Genomic DNA, 19,713 nt, shown 5'->3' with positions numbered 1-19,713 from the left:
CGATGAGCGTGGCAACCCACCCGCCCCTGAGCTTTCGGCAAGCGCTGCTGGCGATGCTCGGCATCTCGCTGGTGCTGATGCTTTCGGCGCTCGACCAGACGGTAATCGGCAACGCCTTGCCGAGCATCGTCGCCGAGCTCAAGGGGTTTGAGCTTTACGCGTGGGTAGCCACGGGGTACATGCTGGCGTCCATCGTCACCATCCCGATTTTTGGCCGACTGGGCGATTACTACGGACGCAAACCCTTCGTCATCGCCGCCACCGTGATCTTCACCTTGGCATCGCTGGTCTGCGCCATGGCCAACGACATGCTGTGGCTAGTGATCGGTCGCGCCTTGCAGGGTGTCGGCGGCGGCATGCTGATCGGCACCGCGTTCGCCTGCATTCCGGAACTGTTTCCCGACACCCGCCAACGCCTGCGCTGGCAGATGTTGCTCAGTGCCTTGTTCAGTGTGGTCAACGCCATCGGACCCGGGCTGGGCGGTTACCTGACCGGGGCCTACGGTTGGCGTTCGGTGTTCTATATCAATCTGCCGCTGGGTTGCCTGGCGCTGTTTTTTGCCTGGCGCTATCTGCCTTATTACCGCCCGCAGCAGCGCGCAAAAATCAGCCTCGACTGGCCCGGTGCGTTACTGATCGCCCTGGCGCTCGGCAGCCTGCAGTTGTTCGTCGAATGGCTGGGCCATTCCAGCCTGATCCTGAGCGCGGCGCTGGGACTGAGCTGCATCGCGGCCACCCTCGCCCTATGGCACTGGGAACGACGCTGCCAACACGCGCTGCTGCCGGCGGCGTTACTCGGATTACCAAGCATGCGCCTGTTGTTCCTGCTGTCGATGGCTGCCGGGGCGATCATGTTTTCGCTGTTGTTCTATCTGCCGCTGTTACTGCAAGGCAGCTACGGCTACTCGCCGCAGGATGCCGGCCTGTTGATTACGCCGCTGGCGTTGAGCATCACCCTCGGTGCCATCGTCAACAGTCGCATCGTCACCCGCTTGCGTAATCCAAACCTGTTGCCGCTGAGTGGTTTTGTCGCGCTGCTGCTGGCTTGCCTCGGGCTGGCCTTCGCCGGACGCGGTGCTTCGTTCAATGCGCTACTCGGCTTGATCCTGCTGGCGGGCCTTGGCCTGGGTTTCATCCTGCTGAACCTGACAGTCTTCACCCAGACCCTCGCCGAACGCCAGTTCCTGGGCATCGCCACCGCGCTGACCCAATCGCTGCGCCTGGTCGGTGGTTTGCTGGGCACTGCGGGAATGGGGGTGTTGGTCAACCTGCTGTACAGCGCCAACCTGCAACGACTGTTCATTGCCCAAGGGCACCTCGACGAATTGGTTTTGTACGCTGATCCGCAGGTCCTGTTGCGCCCCGACGCCGCCCTGCTCGAACACCCGCAATGGCTGAACCTGGCCCGTGATGCACTGGCCCAGTCGGTGGGCGTCGGCCTGCTGCTGTGTGCCGGCCTCGGCGTATTGGCGTTGTTCACCCTGTACCGCTTGCCGCCCGTGAAACTGAACGTTTCACCGGCCACCGTAGCTCCTGAAAAACAATAAAAACGTCTACTGCCGCTTTTGACTGCCTCTCACAACATTCGACAACTCATGGGGATGACTCCGATGGAGCTTTTCAATCGCGCACCTAAAGTAGTGGCCGGCATTTGCGGCCTGATTATCGCTCAACAGGGTTACGCCGCCGGCCTGGTGGAAGACAGCAAACTCAGCGTGCTGGCGCGTAACTTTTTCAGCAATGCCGACAACCGCAGCGGCGCGGCCGACCCCAATTACACACAGGAATGGGGCCAGGGTTTCATCGCCAACTTTCAGTCGGGCTTTACTCAGGGCACCGTCGGTTTCGGTGTGGATGCGATTGGCATGTTCGGGGTGCGGCTGGACTCTGGCAAAGGTCGGCACTACAACCCGCAAAGTACGGCCTTCAACGGTAACGTCTTCCCGACCGACAGCGACGGCCGTGCCGTGGATGAGTTCGGCAGTTTGGGCCTGACAGCCAAGGCGAAGTTCTCCAACACCGAACTGAAATACGGCACGCTGGTACCGATGTTGCCGGTGGTGATGTCCACCGACCGCATGCTGCAACAAACCTTCAATGGCGGGCAGATTCAGTCCAAGGACCTGGAAAACTTCACCTTCACCCTCGGCCAGCTGGAGCACGTCAAAGGTCGCGGTTCGAGCAATCAGATGGGCATGTCGATTCCCGGTGCAAACAACGCGCAGACGGGTGAGTTCGTCAACAAGTTCTACTATGGTGGCGTGGATTACAAAGCGACCAAAGACCTGACGTTGCAGTACTACTACGGCAACCTGCAGGAGTTTTACAAACAGAACTTCCTGGGACTGAAATACGATTGGCAAGTTGGCCCCGGCACCCTGCGTACCGATCTGCGTCACTTCGACAACCGTTCCGATGGCGCCAACGGGCATGACCCGGATTTCTACACCTTCGGCTACTACGGCAATGGCGTCACCAAAGGCAAAGTCGACAGTCGCCTGGACAGCGCACAATTCACCTACCTGGTGAACGGCCACACCTTCGCCGCCGGCCTGCAGCAAGTCAGCGGCGACAGTGACGCGGTCTGGTTGAACCAAGGTGACGGTTCCACCGCCTACTTCATGACGGAATCGATGATTGGCAAGTTTCAGCGCGCCGGGGAAACCACTTGGCAGGTGCGCTATGGCTATGATTTCGCCAGGGTCGGGGTTCCGGGCCTGAGCTTCCTGGGCATGTACGAAAGCGGCTCAAACATCCGTACCCCGACAGGTGACAAGAGCGAGTGGGAACGTAACCTGACGGTGAGCTATGTCATTCAGCAAGGACCGCTGAAGGACCTGAGCATCGCCCTGCGTCATGCCTCGTTGCGTACTGAAGTCTCCACGCAACGGGACAGCGATGAGCATCGGGTGATCATCAGCTATCCGCTGAACATCCTGTAAACGCGCGGCGCACTGGATGATGCGCATCGTCGTCCAGTGTGTGTTGCCCGATCCCATGAACGCCGTCGCAACGGGATAATCCCCGTTGCTTCAACTCCCCTCGTCACAACCACCTCAACCTTGGTTGCGCAGCCCTAAAGCATCGGCGAAGTGCTCACCACCCGCAGCGCCAGACCTTCAAAAGCATCCAGCGTGATGGTGAACTCACCCTCAGGCGTGAGATCACCTTCGACCCGTTCATTGATGATGTCGACCACCGGCCCCGGCGCGATATTGGGCAGGTGCAGGGTTTCGGTGATCGGCGTCGAGCCGAAGTTCAGCGCGGTGATTTGCGTACCTTTGCCGGCCGGCAATTCGTGGACCATGATCAGCAGCCCAGGATGTTCGACGTCCGGGATCAGGATCTGGCGACTCGCGGCGATGTCGTAGGCGCGGCGCGCGGCGAGGATTTTGCGCAACTGCGAGACGAACGAATCCGGGTCTTTCAATTGGCTCGGCAAGCTGCCGTACAACGTCTTCGGTCGCGGCATTTGCCCGGCCGACAACGGCGCATCCGGGTTGAGGTCGACCAGGTCGTAGGCGCCGCGATGAATCCAGCGGGTGTCACCGTCGCCCATCAGATGCTCGACTTGTTCCGCCGGCAACGGCAGCGCACCGACCAAATCCCAACCCGACAGCGCGAACACGCCCGGCTGCATGGCGTTGTACATCACCAACAGTAAATGCACTTGGCGAATCTGCTGGATGTCGGCGGTGGTGATCGCGTCAAGGTCACGGATTCCCAACGCGGCGGTGATGATGCTCGCGGTGGTGCAGGACACGCCGTTGGTGACGAATTTCAGGTTGTAAGGCGCGTGCTCGCCGGCCAGGCGTTCGTACATCTGCTCGCGGATGTGCTCACGCAGGATGCTGCCGGGAAAGGTCTGGCCTTGAAAGAGGTAGGTGTCGTGGGCGTGCAACGTCCAGAAGTGCACCAGTTCCAGAGTCAGTTCGTCGTGGTTCTGCAACGCATGGATCAGCGAGCCCGGATCGATGCCCTGGGTGTGCATCTGCCGCAGCATCAGGCGCAGGAATTCGGTATCGCCCATCAACAGCGCATGCTGGTAAGCCGGACGCGTGATGAAGTCGTACGAGAGATCGGCGCCGCCGTGGGACATCGCGGCGATGTCGTCGACGGTCAGGTTGAGTTCCTGGAAGCTGAAACCACCGGCCTTGCGGATCGCCCCGGCGAGTAACTGATTGCCGGTGATCGACAACGGATGGCTTTCAGACCAGGCGGTACCGTCGAGCTTGCGCTCCACGCCGAGGAAGCCGTTGGCGTCCAGGCGCAGAATTTTCGCGCCCATGACATCGATGGCATGCAACGCATCACCGATGATCATTTGCTGCGCGGCGAAGGTCGGGTCCAGCCAGTTCAACGACGGCTGCCCTTCCTTGAAGTAATGCAGGTAGACCCAGCGCCGTGGCTTGCCGTCGACGCCGATCACGACATCGGTGGCGCTCCAGTCGGTTTCCTTGACCCCCGGTTCGAAGAAGATCACACGCTGCAATTGCCCGACGATGTAGTGCTTGTCCCGCAGCACATCGACCTGCGCCGGGCTGAGGTTTTGCGCGTCGCGGCCTTCGGCGATGTCCGGCAGCAGCGGCCAGTCTTCCTCACGGATCTCGACCATGTGGTACAGGCCCGGGTAATCCTCATACGCCATCTCGGCCAGACGGAAATCCGCGCCTTTGCCGGTGTGCGAAGGGATCACGTCATCGATGATCACCGCGTTGTGCGCAGCGGCCATGCGGGTCAGTGCCTGAAGCTGCGCCTCGGTGCCCAGTTGCGGGTCGATCTCGAAACTGATGCGGTCGAAATTGCCATCAATCGTTGGCGTGTGTTCAGTCCCCGTCAGGCCACCGGACATTTTCAGCGGCCCGTTGTGGATGCCCTGGATACCGATTCTCGACAGTGCATGCCACAAGGTTTCATCCCCCAGCGCCTCCAGCACCGTGCCATTTTCACGGGTCACGATGGAGGCCGGGTACGCGGTGAACCACACCGACGCCAGGGCCGAGGCATCCCGGGGCCGCGTATGCGCATACGGTTGTTGCCACAGCCGGCCTTGCCCGGAATACAACTTGGCCCGTTGTTTTGCCGCATGCAGCATGGATTGCTCGACCAGCCAGGTCACTTGGTTCTTTTCAGCAGCCGTCATAAAACAATTACCTATTGTCGGAGTAAAACCGCAATTGGCCAGTGCCTACGTACAGCAAAGGCTTCGCTCGTCTTTATATGAGGGCCTGGCGTGGCATTCGTTGCGTCGGAGTGGCAGGAAGCTGGAGATAGGCGGTTGGTTCGAAGCCCCGCATCACGCGCGTTGCCTCTGAAGATCACGTGTTGGAGAGTGATTGCGGCGTATCCGGATTGAGCTGCTGACGCCTGAACTGTCCGGGAGGCTGGCCGTGGATCTGCCGAAAGCGTCGCGAGAAATACGCCTCGTTGGCGAAACCGCACAACCTCGCCACCTCCCCCACCGGTCGGGCTCCATTGAGCAAATAATTGCGCGCTACGTGCATCCGGCGTTCGAGCACCAGTTCGGTGAAGGTCTTGCCGATTTCCTTGCGCAGCCAGTGCGTCAGGTACGTCGGTGACAGATCAGTCGCAGCAACCACCTGCGGCAGACCTAGACCTCGCTCACTAGCACATCAGCGATGCGGATGCTTAGCGCCGCGCCGGTCAGCGTCGGGTTGACACAAGATGACGACGGCATGACGCTGGTGCCGGCGATGAACAGGTTGGCGTGGTCGTGGCTGCGGCAATCGCGGTCCACTACCGAGTCCTTCGGGTCGTCGCCCATGATGGTCGTGCCCATGATGTGCTGGCGGTTCTGAAAGTTGACATCGGTGCTGAGAATATCGGCGTCCAGCAGTTCCGCGAACTTTTTGAAGTCCACCAGCGCTTTCTCTTTGCCGGCATGCCAGTAGTCAGGAACGCTGTAGTAGATCTCCGGTACTGGCAGTCCAACGGCGTCGAACTTGGTCTTGCTCGGCGTCACGCGGTTTTCCGGCAGCGGCAGCGTTTCAAAGTCTACGGCCCAGTTGAGTGAGCGTGCCGACTGCAAACGAATCTGCTCGTCCAGCCTGGAGCCCAACACACCCTTGGCGATCAGGTTAGTGGTGATCTGCGAGGTCGGAACCGTGTTGCGGACCTTGATCTTGTATCCCGGGTAATCCTTGCGGAAGGCACCGTCGCGGCTGTTCAGATACACCAGCAGTTGCGTCGGTCCTTCACCGGGCCACATGTCCTCCTTGGTCATGACGTTCATGCTGATACCGGTGTGGTCCATCAGATTACGGCCCACCTGATCGGAAGAGTTGGCAATGCCGTTCGGGTACTTATCGGAGGTCGACATCAGCAGCAGCTTCGGCGATTCGATGCCATACGCCGCGAGTACGAAATAGCGAGCCGTCAGCTTGTGGGTCGACTTGTCGGGGCGCATGTACCAGATGGCGTTGATCTTGCCGTCATCCCCAGCTTCGATTTTGTAGACGACTGAGTTTTCCAACACCTTGGCGCCATGGCGCTCCGCTTCGTCGATGTGCATTGAGCCGTCGTATTTGGCGGCAATCGGGCACACCGGGTTGCAGTTGTTGTTACCGGCGCAGGGTGGTCGCTTGCCGTATGGGCGGGTGGCGCGGCCATTGGGTTCGAGTATCGGATTGTATCCGCCCTTGCTGAGCATTTCCGAGAGTCGGGTGAACATGTAGCTAGGTTTGAGCCCTTCCATCGGGTACGGAATCGAACGTGGCGGAAAAGCGTCGCCGCCCTGCCCGCTTTCATCCTGACCATCGACGCCGGACACCCCCAATTCAGTCTCGGCCCGGGCATAGAACGGTTCCAGTTCGTCGTAGCTGATCGGCCAGTCACGACCGCGACCGTACAAGGACTTCAGCCGGAAGTCGTTGGGCAGCATGCGCCATAGCGACGAGCCGAAGTGCCAAGTGGTGCCGCCGACAACCCGCAAGTAGGACGTGTTGTATTTGACCGGCCCGACCTGTTGCAAATAATCACCGTACGTCGACGGCGCGTGCGGCAAGCTCGGGTACGGCGATCCGGCCCCCTGCAACTTGGCGTTGGCCAGGGACAGCTTGACGGGCGCGTTGCGGAAGGTCTCGACCACATCCCGCCGATTGACCCGCGGCCCCGCCTCGAGAACGATCACCGATTTGCCCGCTTTGGCCAGACCGGTTGCAATCAGGCCGCCCATGACACCGGAGCCGATGATGACTACGTCGGCGTCGAAATCACCGTTGCTCATAGTTTGAAATCCTGAGTGGCTGCTGGTTTGGGACCCCAAGAGTTCGGGCCGCCACCATAAGTAGGGATGATGAGAATGCCGTGGGTCGGGCCGTACATCATGGCTTGCGAATAGCTGATCATTTGCGCGTCGGCCGGCTCACCGACAACGCCGAGGTACCAGGCTGAAATAATGCTGGTCGCGGTCGCCTTCAACGAAGGATCTGCGTCGGTCAGTGCCAGGTATTCATCGACGTGTTTGAAGCCCCGCTCGCCCACCAGTTGTTTGAGGGCAATCACGTTGGTCATGAAGTTCGGTGCTCGCTTGGCCAGTGCCGCGTAATAGCGTGCCGCCAGAACCGGGTTGACCGTACGGCTCACCAGAAACTGCGACAGGGCGATGAAATCAGCGTCTGACTGCGCAGCCGCCATGACCGATTGCCAAGGCATCAGGCCGCTGACCATCGCGCTCACCCCCACGGCGACAGAGGCGCGCAGCAGGCTGCGACGAGAGAATACCGAGGAGGCGGAGGGAATCGGTGTGGGTTTGTCAGTCATCGAATTATCCATCGTTCAGACCTCCTGGCGTCTACGGCGCGAGATCAACATCATTGCCATCAGACCGATCAGCACGGCCGCAAGGACGATGACTGGAATGGTGAATTTCGCCATGACCGCCAGCGGTGCCTTCGGCCCGCCCTCCCGCACCTGCGCCACGTCGGCGGCACTCACTTTCAGGGCGGCGTTGCCGTAACGAGACAGCACATAGTTGCTGACGTCGGCAATCTGTTGATCGTTGAGGCGGTCGGTGAACAGTGCGTCGGGGCCGAATGCGGGCATGTCGATTGCCACACCGTCTACTTCGCGATGCACGCCGTAGACAATCGCGGCGATCAAGTTGTCGCTGCGACTGGTGGCGGTGTTGTGGAACAGCGAAGGATACTCGCGAGTGCCCTGGCCGTTGGCCTGGTGACAGTTGGCGCATGTGCCACTGAAGATGTGCCAGCCCGGATTGTCCTCGGGATTGCCGCCGCGCAGGGTCAGTTCATCGGTCGAGGTTTGGCCGAATTCGTGTCTGGCCTTGGTCTCTCCGGTGTTGATCGGTTGTGTTTGCAGCAGGTAGGCCGCGATGGCCTTGAGGTCCGCGCCATCCAAGTGTTGCAGGCTGTGTTCGACCGCTTCGGCCATCGGTCCGGCGGCTTGCGCTTTGTCTTCGGCGTGACCGGTGCGCAGGTAAGCGACCAGTTCATCGCTGGACCACGCGCCGATGCCGCTGGTTTTGTCGGACGTGATGTTAGGCGCATACCAACTGCCGAGCGAACCACCGGCAAGCGGCTTGCTGGTATCGGCGGCCATCAGGAAGTTGCGCGGGGTATGGCAGGTATCGCAATGGGCCAGTGCGTTGACCAGATAGTCACCTCGGTTCACCTCGGCGGATTTGCCCGGATCCGGAGTAAAGCGCTTCTGACTGTGGAACAGCGCGTTCCAGCCGAGCATCGAGGAGCGGATATTGAACGGGAAATCGAGGTCAGTTTTATGCGTCGTCGCATCGACAGGCTGTACTTCGTGCATGAAATAGTTGTAGAGCTCACCCACATCAGCGTCGGTCATTTTCGCGTAAGAGGTATACGGCATTGCCGGGTAGAGAAGCGTGCCATCTGGCGTTACCCCGTCTCGTACTGCACGGGCAAACTGCTCGCTCGTATAGCCACCGATGCCAGCGGTTTTGGAGGGGGTGATGTTGGTCGAATAAATGACCCCCATCGGCGAACCGAGCGGATAACCACCCGCAAATGGCTTGCCCCCTGGCGCGGTGTGACAAGCCACACAATCCGCCGCGACCGCCAGGCGCTTACCCGGCGACGCCGAGGCATCCAGTACTTGACCGTGAGCGCCGCCAGCGGCGCAAACCAGCAGTGTCAGTAATCCGTTAAAAGCAGTTCTCATGCCTTTTCCCTTACCCGTTTTACTCGGCATGTCTTCTACCCTGAGCAACTGCATTCATGACTTTCAAGATTCGGCCATCACTGACAAATTTGCCATGTCATACGATGTCATATGTTTTCACGGAAAGAATATTTCACACTCCGAAACACCTGGCAATACGCCATCATGCAAAAATTTATTATTCGATAAATGCGTCTATTACGGCCGTCTTAACGATATTTACGGCCTGAGAATCGTCACATTAATGTGAATCTGAACGCGGGCGAGTGGATTTTTTTCAGTTTTGCTCATGCTTGCATGCCTGTGCTTTTATTTTTGATTGCCGTCATCAACATAAAAGCATCTATATAGTTGATTTAAATTGATTTATTTCAAAAATAACGACTTGCACAGATCGTCTGACAATTTCTGAAAAACGCCTCACAAATGCACGAAACAGGTGAATTTTTGCGTCGAAACGCCCGTTCTAGAGGGGTTTTTCAGGCATTCGCACTACGTGGCGCTTTAGCCTTTTGCGAATTTGTCGATAGACATACGACGACCGATCACATCAGTGACGTCGGTCCACTTCATAGACTGTTCAGTCAAACCCTTTTCAGGACATACCGATGAGCTGGCTTAACGACGCAAAACTTTCGACTAAATTAATCACTTCATTCGCGCTCTGTGCGCTGATCACCCTCGGCGTTGGCGTACTGGGAAGTCGGGGCGTGGCCGCGCTGTCGGAGAGCCTGAAGTCCGTGTTCAACAACAACCTGGTTGCCATCGCGAACACCGCTCAAACCAAAACCAAGGCCGTTGGGCAAAGCCGCGATCTTTATCGGCTATACATCGCCCACGCCTCCAACGCGCCGCAGAATGTGAAAGACGAGTTCATCGCCTCGATGAAGGCCAACCAACTGGCGAGCGAGCAAGCGTTTGCCGAATACCGTAAGCGCCCCCTGGCTGACGATGAGCGGGCGGCAGGTGACAAGATGTTGCGCGACTGGCCGGTGTATCAGGCAAAGGTCCAGCAATACATCGCTTTGCTGAATGCCAATGATTTGGAACCAGCCCGTGCCCTGCTCCTCGGCGACCTGCAAAAGACTTATCGCGTAGTCATGGATGAACTGACCGTGATGGTCGACTCCAATGACCGTCAGGTCGCGGAAAGTGCGGCAGACGCCACCGTTCAAGAGTCGTCTGCCAAAAATACCCTGTACTCGGGCATCGTCTTGGCGTTCATCGCTGCGATTCTGCTGGGGTTGTTCATCAGCCGCCTGATCAGCCGTCCCATCGCCACCGCAGTAGCCAGCGCCCAGCGCATTGCCGAGGGTAATTTGACCGAGGCTATCGTCAGCACCGGGCGCGATGAAACCGGCCAGTTACTGACCGCCCTCGGCGACATGCAACTCAGCTTGAAGGAAACGATCCAGCAAATTGCCAGCGCCTCTGACCAACTGGCCTCGGCAGCGGAAGAACTGACCGCTGTCACCGATAACGGCAGTCGAGGCCTGATCCGCCAGAACGACGAAATTCAGCAAGCCGCTACAGCGGTAACCGAAATGACCTCGGCGGTGGAAGAAGTGGCGCGTAATGCAGTGTCCACTTCCGAAGCCTCACGCTCGACCAGCGAACAGGCCAGCAATGGCCGCGACAAAGCCCGGAACGCCGTCACTGCAATCAACCACGCCACCTCTGAAATTGCCTCGTCGACCACCATGGTCAAGGATCTCGCGGGGCGAGTCCGTGAAATTGGTAAAGTACTGGACGTGATTCGCGGTATCGCCGAACAGACCAACCTGTTGGCCCTCAACGCCGCCATTGAGGCCGCCAGGGCCGGCGAGCAGGGTCGCGGCTTCGCCGTGGTCGCCGACGAAGTTCGCGCACTCGCCGCACGCACCCAGGCGTCGACCGGCGAAATCGAAGGCATGATCAATGCCGTGCAAACCAGCGCCGATCAGGCCGTGTCCGCCATGGGCAAAAGCCAGGCACTGGTCAACGATACCCAGTCACTCGCTCATGCCACTGGCGAGGCGCTGGAACTGATCGCAGAAGGCATTTCGCAGATTAACGAGCGCAATATAGTCATCGCAACGGCCTCGGAGGAGCAGGCCAACGTTGCCCGTGAAGTCGACCGCAACTTGGTCAATATCCAGGACCTGTCGGCGCAAACAGCGGCGGGTGCGCATCAGACCAACGCGTCAACCCAAGAGCTGTCGAACCTGGCAATCTCGTTCAACACCCTGGTCAACCGCTTCCGCTTGTAAGCACCGAAACAGGACGAGCGGCTCTGCTTAAGCTGCACGTCCCTCGTTGCAAACCTCTTCTCAATCGATCACGTATTGGACGGCGATTGCGGCGTATCCGGATTGAGCTGCTGGCGCCTGAACTGTCCGGGAGGCTGGCCGTGGATCTGCCGAAAGCGTCGTGAGAAATACGCCTCGTCAGCGAAACCGCACAACCTCGCCACCTCCCCCACCGGCCGGGTTCCATTGAGCAAATAATTGCGCGCTGCGTGCATCCGGCGTTCGAGCACCAGTTCGGTGAAGGTCTTGCCGATTTCCTTGCGCAGCCAGTGCGTCAGGTACGTCGGTGACAGGTAGGTCGCCGCAGCCACCTTGATCAGGTTCAGGTCGGGGTCGGCGATGTTCTTGCGCAAGTATTCCGACATCCTGCTCAACGCATCGCGTCGGCTGACCTCGGCGGCATTCTCTTCCGCCAGGCGTTTCAGCGGCTCGGCATACAGGGCGCAGACGCTTCCCACCAATTGCAGCAGCAGGCCCTTGAGCATCTCGCGGGTGCCGAACTGACGGTTTTCGTCCAGCACGCGCATCTGTTCGATCAGGCCACAGACTTTGCTGAAATCCTCATCGCCAAGGATGAAATCCAGATGTTCCTGGAAGCGGAACGGCGACAACTCCGGGGCCAGCAGAATCGAGACTTCCTCCAGGTCCATCGGGTCGCATTGTAGGTGCGGCAGCAGAAAGGTCTGGGAAAAATTGATCACCATGAAATTGCTGTCGGCCGGGTGCGGAATCACGTGCACGCGATGCGGCAGGATAAACGCCAGCGTGTTGCGCGGAAACGGACGTTCGACGTTGCCAATGTGCTGCACGGTGTCGCCACCGAGGTTGACCTGAATCTGGAAATACTCGTGGCGATGCGGACTGGTTTCGGCGCGCCGACCCTTTTTATCGCGGATGTAGAAATCCGTCAGTTCGCTGCGCTGCTGCATGACGTAGGTGGGGACTCGACTCGGTGACGACATTTCCTGAGGATCCTCGACAGGTGCATGGACAGGTTGTCGTCGCGCCGAGGTGCTGGCGGCGACATGGGTGATTGTGACGGTGCACACCGGCAGATTTCAACATGTCATAGGATGACCATGGCTTTCAACGAATTAATTGAGCCCGTGTGCTCTCTATCGCCTGTCCAAAAAGCAAAGTGCGATCACAATTATTTTATCTATATATAACAGCTAGTTATCGACAATTTAAGCAACACACCTGGAAATGAGCGGACCGCCGTTTTCTTGGACACCCTCAATAATCCCTATTTTCAGAGGAAAAAACGTTCTAACACCTACGTTGATTTTGAAAGGTTGTACGACCACTGTGGCAGCCAATGCAGCCCGATCTTCCAAAAACAATCAAAAGGTGCGCACTCATGAACCGACTTTTTTTCCCCGCGACTCCTCCCCCGACCAGCCCTGTCCGAAGGCGTACCTGAGCGCCTGACAGCAGCTGTCCGCGCCTCCCATTCAAGCAACGATTGCCCTGCCCCGGTACTGGGGGCTTCGGTTTCGGCTGCGCGCGAACATCTCGATTTTCTAACAATAAAAAGGTCCATCCATGTCGAACTCGCAAACCTCCCCGTCCACCGCGTCGTCGGTGAGTATCGGCGCCCGGGACGCCGTACAGACTCAGCGCCTGCCAACCCGTCGGCGCTGGTTCATGCTGTCGTTGCTGCTGATTGCGACCATCATCAACTACATCGACCGCGTGAACATCTCGATTGCCGCACCGTTCATGGCCAAGGACCTGGGCCTGGACAAGATTGAAATGGGCCTGATTTTTTCCGCGTTTGCCTGGACCTACGCCCTCGCCCTGGTGCCCGCCGGGTTCATTGCCGATCGTTTTGGGTCGCGGTTCACTTACGGGGTGTCGCTGATCAGTTGGTCGACGGTCACCGTGTGCCAGGGCTTTGCCACGGGATTTGCCTCGCTGTTCGGGTTGCGCCTGGCCGTCGGCGCCATGGAAGCGCCGGCCTTCCCGGCCAATAGCCGTGCGGTGACGGTGTGGTTCCCGGCCCGCGAACGCGGTCTGGCCAGCAGCATTTACGTGTGCGGGCAGTATCTGGGCACGGCGCTGTTTACCGGCGTGCTGTTATGGCTGGCCACGACCTATGACTGGCGTCATGTGTTCTACAGCACCGGGATACTCGGCATCGTATTCGGGGTGATCTGGCTGTGCGTGTACCGCGATCCGCTGAGCTGCAAGAAGGTCAGCAAGGAAGAGTTGAAGTACATCGAAACCGGAGGTGGCCTGGTCAAGAGCAGTCAGGAACGCACCCGGTTCAACTGGCGGCAAATCGCCGAGCTGTTCAGCTATCGGCAGATCTGGGCGATTTGCATCGGCAAGTTCGCCAGCACCTCCGCACTGTACTTCTTCCTCACCTGGTTCCCGACGTACCTGATCGAAGAACGCAAGCTGACCATGATCAAGGCCGGGATCTTCGCGGTGCTGCCGTTCGTGGGTGCCACGGTGGGCATTTTGCTGGCGGGTATCGTCTCCGACCTGCTGATACGCCGGGGCTATTCCATGTCCTTTGCGCGCAAGTTGCCGCTGGTGGTCGGATCAATGCTGGGCATGTCGATTGTGCTGGTGAATTTCACCGATTCGAACGTGATCTGCATTGCCGTGTTGACCATCGCCTTCTTCGCCCAGGGCATCGCCTCATCGTCGTGGGCGGCTGTGTCGGAAGTCGCGCCCAAGGAGTTGATCGGCCTGACCGGCGGGGTCACCAGCCTGGCGGCCAATATCGGCGGGATTGTCACCCCGATCGTGATTGGCGGCATCGTTCACGCAACAGGCTCCTTTGCCTACGCATTCTGGTTCATTGGTGGCGTGGCGCTGATCGGAACCTTGTCCTATTCGCTGCTGCTTGGCCGCTTGTATCGCATCGAACTCAAGGTGCGCTAAGCCGGAAAAAAGCGTTTTTCTCCAACACGAGGCGGCATTCGTCCAACTTTGCAAAAGAATGCCGCCGTACGCTGACGTGACTAACCGGACGACTACAAAAATGACCATGACTGAATACGTGTTTACCCCGGATCTACCCGTAACCCTGCCGGTCGCCGGCAGCCAGCAGCGCTTTCCCGTTGGCCGGGTATTTTGCGTCGGCCGCAACTACCCTTGGCCAGACAGCCAGGGCCAGTCCCGCCAGCCACCGGTGTTCTTCATGAAACCGGCGAGCACAGTGGTGGATGCTTCCGGTGAAGTGACCTTCCCGCCGTTGACCGAAGAGTTTGCCCACGAAATCGAATTGGTCGTGGCCATCGGTGAAGGCGGCGCCAATATTCCGGAGAGCCAGGCGCTGGCGTATGTCTGGGGCTACGCTGCCGGGCTGGACCTGACCCGGCGCGATGTGCAGCGCGCGGCCAAGAGCAACGGTATGCCGTGGGAAGGTGCCAAGGTGTTCGACGGCGCCGCGCCGATGACCGCCATCGTGCCGATCACTCGCGCCGGGCACCCTGATGGCGATTTGTGGCTGAGCGTCAACGGCGAAGAACGCCAGCGCGACAGCCTCGACAGCCAGATCTGGTCAGTGAGTGAAATCATCAGCCGCATCTCTCAGTCGGTCGCGCTGCGGGCCGGTGACTTGATCATGACCGGCAGCCCGGCAGGCGTCGATGTGCTGCAACCAGGCGACATCATCAACGCCGGGATCGACGGCATCGGCCAACTGGAAATGCGTGTCGGCCAGCGGCCTTGAACCCGGCACATGCCCTCATAAATCGAAAAGGAGATAACAACATGAACAGTCCTTTGAAAGTCGCCCTGGTCACCGGCGCCGGCAGTGGCATCGGCCGCGCCGTAGCCCTGGCCCTGATGGCCGATGGTTTCACCCTGGTATTGGCCGGACGCCGACCAGAGCCGTTGCAGGCGGTAGTCGAGCTGGCGCTCAGCGAGGGGCATCAAGCGTTGGCGGTGCCCACGGATGTACGCGACCCGGCCAGTGTCGATGCGCTGTTTGCAACCATCAGCGAGGTTTACGGACGCCTCGATGTGGTGTTCAACAACGCCGGGATCAACGCCCCTGCGGTGCCGCTGGATGAGCTGACATTCGAGCAGTGGCGCAACGTGATCGACACCAACCTCAACGGCGTTTTCCTCTGCGCCCGTGGTGCCTTCGGGCTGATGCGCCGACAACAGCCACAAGGCGGACGCATCATCAATAACGGCTCGATCTCGGCGCACACCCCTCGCCCGTTCAGCAGCGCCTACACCGCCAGCAAACACGCGGTGTTGGGATTGACCAAATCCCTGGCCCTGGACGGCCGCGAATTCAACATAGCCTGCAGCCAGATCGACATCGGCAACGCCCTGACCGACCTGTCGGTGCGCATGACCAAAGGCGTGCGCCAGGCCAACGGCACCATCGCTGTCGAGCCGATGGTCGACGTCAAGCACGTGGCCGATGCCGTGCGCTACATGGCCGGCCTGCCGCTGGAGGCGAACGTCCTGAACATGACCGTCATGGCCAGCGCCATGCCGTTTGCCGGTCGCGGTTAAACCGGCTTTTTTATTCTGTCACGAGGTCCACATGAAGCCAGAAGTCTTGCAGCTCAGCCCGATCCTGATCCCTGAAATCAACACGCGGCTTGATCAGCTGTTCACCGTCAGACGTTACTTCCAGCAGGCCGACAAGCAGGCGTATATCCAGGAGCACGGCGCGAACATTCGCGGGGTAATCACTGGCGGACACACGGGGATCAGCCAGGCACTCATGGCGCAGCTGCCCAAACTGGAAGTGATCGCGGTCAACGGTGTCGGCACCGATGCGGTGGACCTGGCGTATGCCAGGGATCGCGGGATCCGTGTGACCGCCACCATCGGCGCGCTGACCGAGGATGTCGCTGACCTGGCCATCGGCTTGTTGATCGCCGTGTGCCGCGGACTGTGCACCAGCGATCGCTATGTACGTTCGGGGCAATGGCCCCAGAGCCCTACGCCGTTGGCTCCGCTGCCGCTGGCGCGTCAGGTGTCCGGCATGCGCATCGGCATCGTCGGCATGGGCCGGGTTGGCCGTGCAGTGGCGACCCGGGCTGCCGCGTTTGGCTGCCCGATCAGTTACACCGATCTGCAACCGATGAGCGATGTGAACCACGCCTTTGTCGCCGATCTAAAACAACTCGCCAGCCAAAGCGATGCGCTGATTCTCGCGGCCGCCGCCGACCAGGCTGAGGCCATCATCAATGCCGAAGTGTTGCAGGCGCTGGGCAAGGACGGATACCTGATCAACGTCGCGCGGGGCAAACTGGTCAACGAGACGGATCTGGTGGCGGCGCTGGCCGCTCAAGAAATCGCGGGGGCGGCGCTGGACGTGTTTGTCGATGAACCGAATGCACCCGAGGCGCTGTTCGCCAACGAAAACGTGGTGCTGCAACCGCATCGCGCCAGTGCGACGTTGCAGACCCGCACACGAATGGGAGAAATGGTGGTGGCGAGCCTGGTGGACAGTTTCGCCGGGAGAATACCGCAGGGTTCGGTGACTGACTGAGCCATCGCTGCCGAGGGGACATTGCATCCCCTCGGCGACGCGATGTCAGGTAAACAGATCGACACCCAACTGGAAGGCGACCCACAGCGCCAGGCCAGTGGCAAACAGCAGCGCAACGTTCTCAAACAGGTTGTTGCGATATTTCTTGTCCAGCAACGATTTCTGGTTGGACATGATCAGCAGGCCCAGGGAAATGACCGGCAAGCCAATGATGTTCAGCGCGCTGACACCGATGGTCAGGGTCACGAAATCCGGCATGCCTGGCAACGACCAGACCAACGGCGTCACAAGGATGAACAGCATGAACCACTTGTGCATCGGATCATGGTGAAACTCTTTGCCGTACTTCTCGCGACGCTCAGGAAGAACGTGCTGGAAGGCGTCGGTAATCAGCATCGGGAACGCGGTGGTCTTGCCTGAAATACTGGCAAACAGCGTGGCGAATACACCGATGAAGAATACGTACCAACCGATCGGGCCGAAGAAAATTTCCAGCGCCTTGCCGAGGTCGGCCAAGGTCTTCACCTCAATGCCATTGGGCCGCAGGATTTCCGCGCCGACGATCCAGATGGCCAGGTTGATGACGATCCCGACGAACACGGCGAACAGCAAATCGTTGCGTTGCACGCGCTTGTGTTGCGGCCCTACCCAGCCCTTTTGGCGCATGACGTAAGGATGGACGAAGTTGGCAATCGAACCGGCCACCGCGCCGATCACCGAGACCGCCACCAACAGCGCGCCATGCACGCCTTCATCCGGCGGAATACTGAAGCCGATAGTGCCTTTGACGATGCCGACGACATCGGGGCCGGACATCACGGCCAGGGCAATGAACGCCAAGGTCATGATCGCCAGCAACACCTTCATCACGCCTTCGATCATCGAATAAATATTACGCCCCACCAGCATCCACACGGCGAGCACCACCGCCAGTGAGCACAGCAGTGGCTGGTCGATTTTCAACAGCATCGCCAGCGACTCACCTGCCCCTTTGATCATGTAGGCGTTCATCAAGTGCCCCATCAGCAGGGCGTAGACCAGCATGAACCAGGCGAAAAACGGATTGAGTTGGGCATAGCCCTGCAGGATGGTCATGCCCTGGTTATTGCACAGCTGGAAGCGAGCGATGATGTTGACGATCAGGTATCTCAAGAGCAGAGAGACCGCCAGCACCCACATCATTGCGTAACCGTAATTGGCACCGGCCACCGATGAGGTGATCAGGTCACCTGCGCCCAGCCAGGACAGCACCGCGATAATGCCGGGGCCCAGCAGCTTGAGTACACGTGAGAATCGATTTTGTGCGGGTGCCGCAGCTTTGCCTTCGACCGAAGGAATGCTCGTCATAGAGGGTATCTCCGTTTATTTTTTTTGTGAGACCGAGCGCAGTCGAACACAGTAGATAAGACGTCGTACAACTATTATTGAGCCAGAGTATGTTGAAATGTTTCCGCTGTGTGGCCTTTACCTATTGGCTTTAGCCTGAATTTCCCGCTATCCAGGTAAAACAGGTATTGATGCCATTCAGCGACAGTCATAGGATGACCGATCACAATCATAAAAATAAGGAATCACTGTGGCCAAACCCCTTCTCATCGCCGCTGCCGTTGTGTGCGGTATCAGTCTGCAAGCCAATGCCGCCACGTTCGCCTACATCTCCAGCCCCGGAGACGGTCTGATTTCCCAGTATCGCCTTGACCAGAGCAACGGCGCGCTGAGCCTGATTGAACAGGTCAACGCCGGCGATCAGGTCAACCCGATGGCCATCACGCCTGACGGCAAAGTGTTGTTTGCAGCATTACGGGTCAAGCCGTTTCAGGTGCTGGGCTACCGCATAGATCCCAAGAGCGGACACCTGGCTCCGCTGTCCAAAGCGCCCCTGGCAGAAAGCATGGCCTACCTGTCTACCGATAGAAAAGGACACTATTTGCTCGGCGCATCCTATGGGGCCGACACCGTCAGCGTGCAGTCCATCGACAAGGCCTATCAGCCTTCTGCCAGCATCCTGACCTACAAGACCGGCCCACATGCGCACTCACTGCGTACCGACCCGAGCAACCGATTTGCGTACGCGGGCAATCTGGGCGCTGACAAAGTGCTGCAATATCGCCTCGACGCCAAAACCGGCGCGCTCACGCCGATCGGCAGCGGCTACATCAGTGTCCCGAGCAATACCGGGCCTCGGCACCTGGCCTTTTCCCCGAATGGCAAATACCTGTACGTGGTCGGTGAAATGAGCGGCACCGTCACGGCGTTTTCGATCGATAACAGCACCGGTGCATTGACTCAGATCAGCGTGGCCAATGGCATTCCCGAGCGTTTGAAACTGGCTCACGGCGAAGTGCGTGACGCGCGCAACAACGACCTGAAGGATGACCCCACGCCACGTATCTGGGCCGCCGACCTGCGGATCTCGCCGGATGGCAAGCTACTGCTTATGACCGAGCGCACCAGCAGCTCGGTGTCGGCGTTCGCGGTTGATCCTTCCACCGGCCACTTGAGCTTTCTCGAGAACTATCCGGTTGAAGAAAAGCAGCCACGCAATATCGCGTTTTCACCCAATGGTCGCTGGTTGCTGGTGACGGGTGAGAAAAGCGAAAAAGTCGGCACGTATGCCGTCAGCGACAAGGGTGCCTTGAAACGTGTCGGCGAAGCGGCATCGGGCAAAGGCGCGCTGTGGATAGAAGTGCTGCAGACGTCGGTGGAGTAACTTTCGGGAGCAAGAAGTGGACGACAGGGAGGTCGGGGCGGCGTGATTCGAGCACTCGCCCCTCGCCT

Annotated in this window: 14 protein-coding genes and 1 pseudogene; 8 read left to right on the top strand and 7 right to left on the bottom strand. The window is 59.2% G+C overall.

The genetic code is table 11. The features are described 5' to 3' along the window. Nucleotides 1-2 precede the first annotated feature (2 nt). Together ACIOYV_RS14390 and ACIOYV_RS14385 are read left to right on the top strand one after the other, a co-directional pair. Entirely contained in the window at nucleotides 3-1,547 is a 1,545-nt protein-coding gene (locus tag ACIOYV_RS14390) for an MFS transporter (RefSeq protein ID WP_401324501.1), read from the top strand. Nucleotides 1,548-1,610: 63 nt separating this feature from the next. Beyond that, nucleotides 1,611-2,942: an OprD family porin gene (locus ACIOYV_RS14385; RefSeq protein ID WP_401324499.1), complete on the top strand. Its 1,332-nt coding sequence runs from the start codon at nucleotides 1,611-1,613 to the stop codon at nucleotides 2,940-2,942. Nucleotides 2,943-3,076: 134 nt separating this feature from the next. Here ACIOYV_RS14385 and treS read toward each other — a convergent pair whose 3' ends face one another. The 5 genes and pseudogenes from treS to ACIOYV_RS14360 all read right to left on the bottom strand — a co-directional run bounded on the left by treS (nucleotide 3,077) and on the right by ACIOYV_RS14360 (nucleotide 9,171). Further along, nucleotides 3,077-5,143, bottom strand: a complete 2,067-nt coding sequence (treS, locus tag ACIOYV_RS14380) for a maltose alpha-D-glucosyltransferase (RefSeq protein ID WP_054053100.1) — start codon at nucleotides 5,141-5,143, stop codon at nucleotides 3,077-3,079. Nucleotides 5,144-5,318: 175 nt separating this feature from the next. Continuing rightward, nucleotides 5,319-5,615 (bottom strand): annotated as a pseudogene (locus tag ACIOYV_RS14375) (helix-turn-helix transcriptional regulator); the annotation flags it as partial. Beyond that, complete coding sequence (locus ACIOYV_RS14370) at nucleotides 5,612-7,246, bottom strand: GMC family oxidoreductase (protein ID WP_054053098.1); 1,635 nt, start codon at nucleotides 7,244-7,246, stop codon at nucleotides 5,612-5,614. The gene ACIOYV_RS14370 and the pseudogene ACIOYV_RS14375, both read right to left, overlap by 4 nt. Continuing rightward, a complete protein-coding gene (locus ACIOYV_RS14365) occupies nucleotides 7,243-7,782 on the bottom strand; it encodes a sugar dehydrogenase complex small subunit (protein ID WP_401324497.1) in 540 nt (179 codons plus the stop codon). Before ACIOYV_RS14365 ends, ACIOYV_RS14370 begins: the two co-directional genes overlap by 4 nt. Nucleotides 7,783-7,797: 15 nt before the next feature. Then, nucleotides 7,798-9,171, bottom strand: coding sequence for a c-type cytochrome (locus ACIOYV_RS14360; protein WP_401324496.1), 1,374 nt, complete (start codon nucleotides 9,169-9,171; stop codon nucleotides 7,798-7,800). 608 nt (nucleotides 9,172-9,779) lie between these two features. Here ACIOYV_RS14360 and ACIOYV_RS14355 point away from each other — a divergent pair. Next, entirely contained in the window at nucleotides 9,780-11,420 is a 1,641-nt protein-coding gene (locus ACIOYV_RS14355; protein ID WP_401324494.1) for a methyl-accepting chemotaxis protein, read from the top strand. Between the two features lie 68 nt (nucleotides 11,421-11,488). On the opposite strand, the gene ACIOYV_RS14350 is transcribed toward ACIOYV_RS14355, so the two are convergent. After that, a complete protein-coding gene (locus ACIOYV_RS14350) occupies nucleotides 11,489-12,421 on the bottom strand; it encodes a helix-turn-helix transcriptional regulator (protein WP_401324492.1) in 933 nt (310 codons plus the stop codon). Nucleotides 12,422-13,004: 583 nt separating this feature from the next. Here ACIOYV_RS14350 and ACIOYV_RS14345 point away from each other — a divergent pair. The 4 genes from ACIOYV_RS14345 to ACIOYV_RS14330 all read left to right on the top strand — a co-directional run bounded on the left by ACIOYV_RS14345 (nucleotide 13,005) and on the right by ACIOYV_RS14330 (nucleotide 16,935). Next, nucleotides 13,005-14,354 (top strand): MFS transporter, encoded by a 1,350-nt coding sequence (locus ACIOYV_RS14345; RefSeq protein WP_054053087.1) that lies wholly within the window; start codon nucleotides 13,005-13,007, stop codon nucleotides 14,352-14,354. Between the two features lie 100 nt (nucleotides 14,355-14,454). Then, on the top strand, nucleotides 14,455-15,147 hold the full coding sequence (locus tag ACIOYV_RS14340; protein ID WP_401324490.1) for a fumarylacetoacetate hydrolase family protein: 693 nt from the start codon (nucleotides 14,455-14,457) through the stop codon (nucleotides 15,145-15,147). A gap of 41 nt (nucleotides 15,148-15,188) precedes the next feature. Next, nucleotides 15,189-15,947 (top strand): SDR family oxidoreductase, encoded by a 759-nt coding sequence (locus ACIOYV_RS14335; RefSeq protein WP_054053083.1) that lies wholly within the window; start codon nucleotides 15,189-15,191, stop codon nucleotides 15,945-15,947. 31 nt (nucleotides 15,948-15,978) lie between these two features. Beyond that, the gene (locus ACIOYV_RS14330; protein WP_401324488.1) at nucleotides 15,979-16,935 is read left to right on the top strand and encodes a 2-hydroxyacid dehydrogenase; all 957 of its coding nucleotides are present in this window, start codon (nucleotides 15,979-15,981) and stop codon (nucleotides 16,933-16,935) included. 45 nt (nucleotides 16,936-16,980) lie between these two features. On the opposite strand, the gene ACIOYV_RS14325 is transcribed toward ACIOYV_RS14330, so the two are convergent. Beyond that, the gene (locus ACIOYV_RS14325) at nucleotides 16,981-18,282 is read right to left on the bottom strand and encodes an Nramp family divalent metal transporter (protein ID WP_401324486.1); all 1,302 of its coding nucleotides are present in this window, start codon (nucleotides 18,280-18,282) and stop codon (nucleotides 16,981-16,983) included. 229 nt (nucleotides 18,283-18,511) lie between these two features. On the opposite strand from ACIOYV_RS14325, the gene ACIOYV_RS14320 reads away from it, so the two are divergent. After that, a complete protein-coding gene (locus ACIOYV_RS14320; protein ID WP_265044588.1) occupies nucleotides 18,512-19,645 on the top strand; it encodes a lactonase family protein in 1,134 nt (377 codons plus the stop codon). Nucleotides 19,646-19,713 lie beyond the last annotated feature (68 nt).

This window comes from Pseudomonas sp. NPDC087342, from assembly GCF_044744265.1.
Classification (GTDB): domain Bacteria; phylum Pseudomonadota; class Gammaproteobacteria; order Pseudomonadales; family Pseudomonadaceae; genus Aquipseudomonas; species Aquipseudomonas nunensis.
Note: the sequence above shows the minus strand (reverse complement) of the source record. Positions and strands in the feature narration are given on the sequence as shown.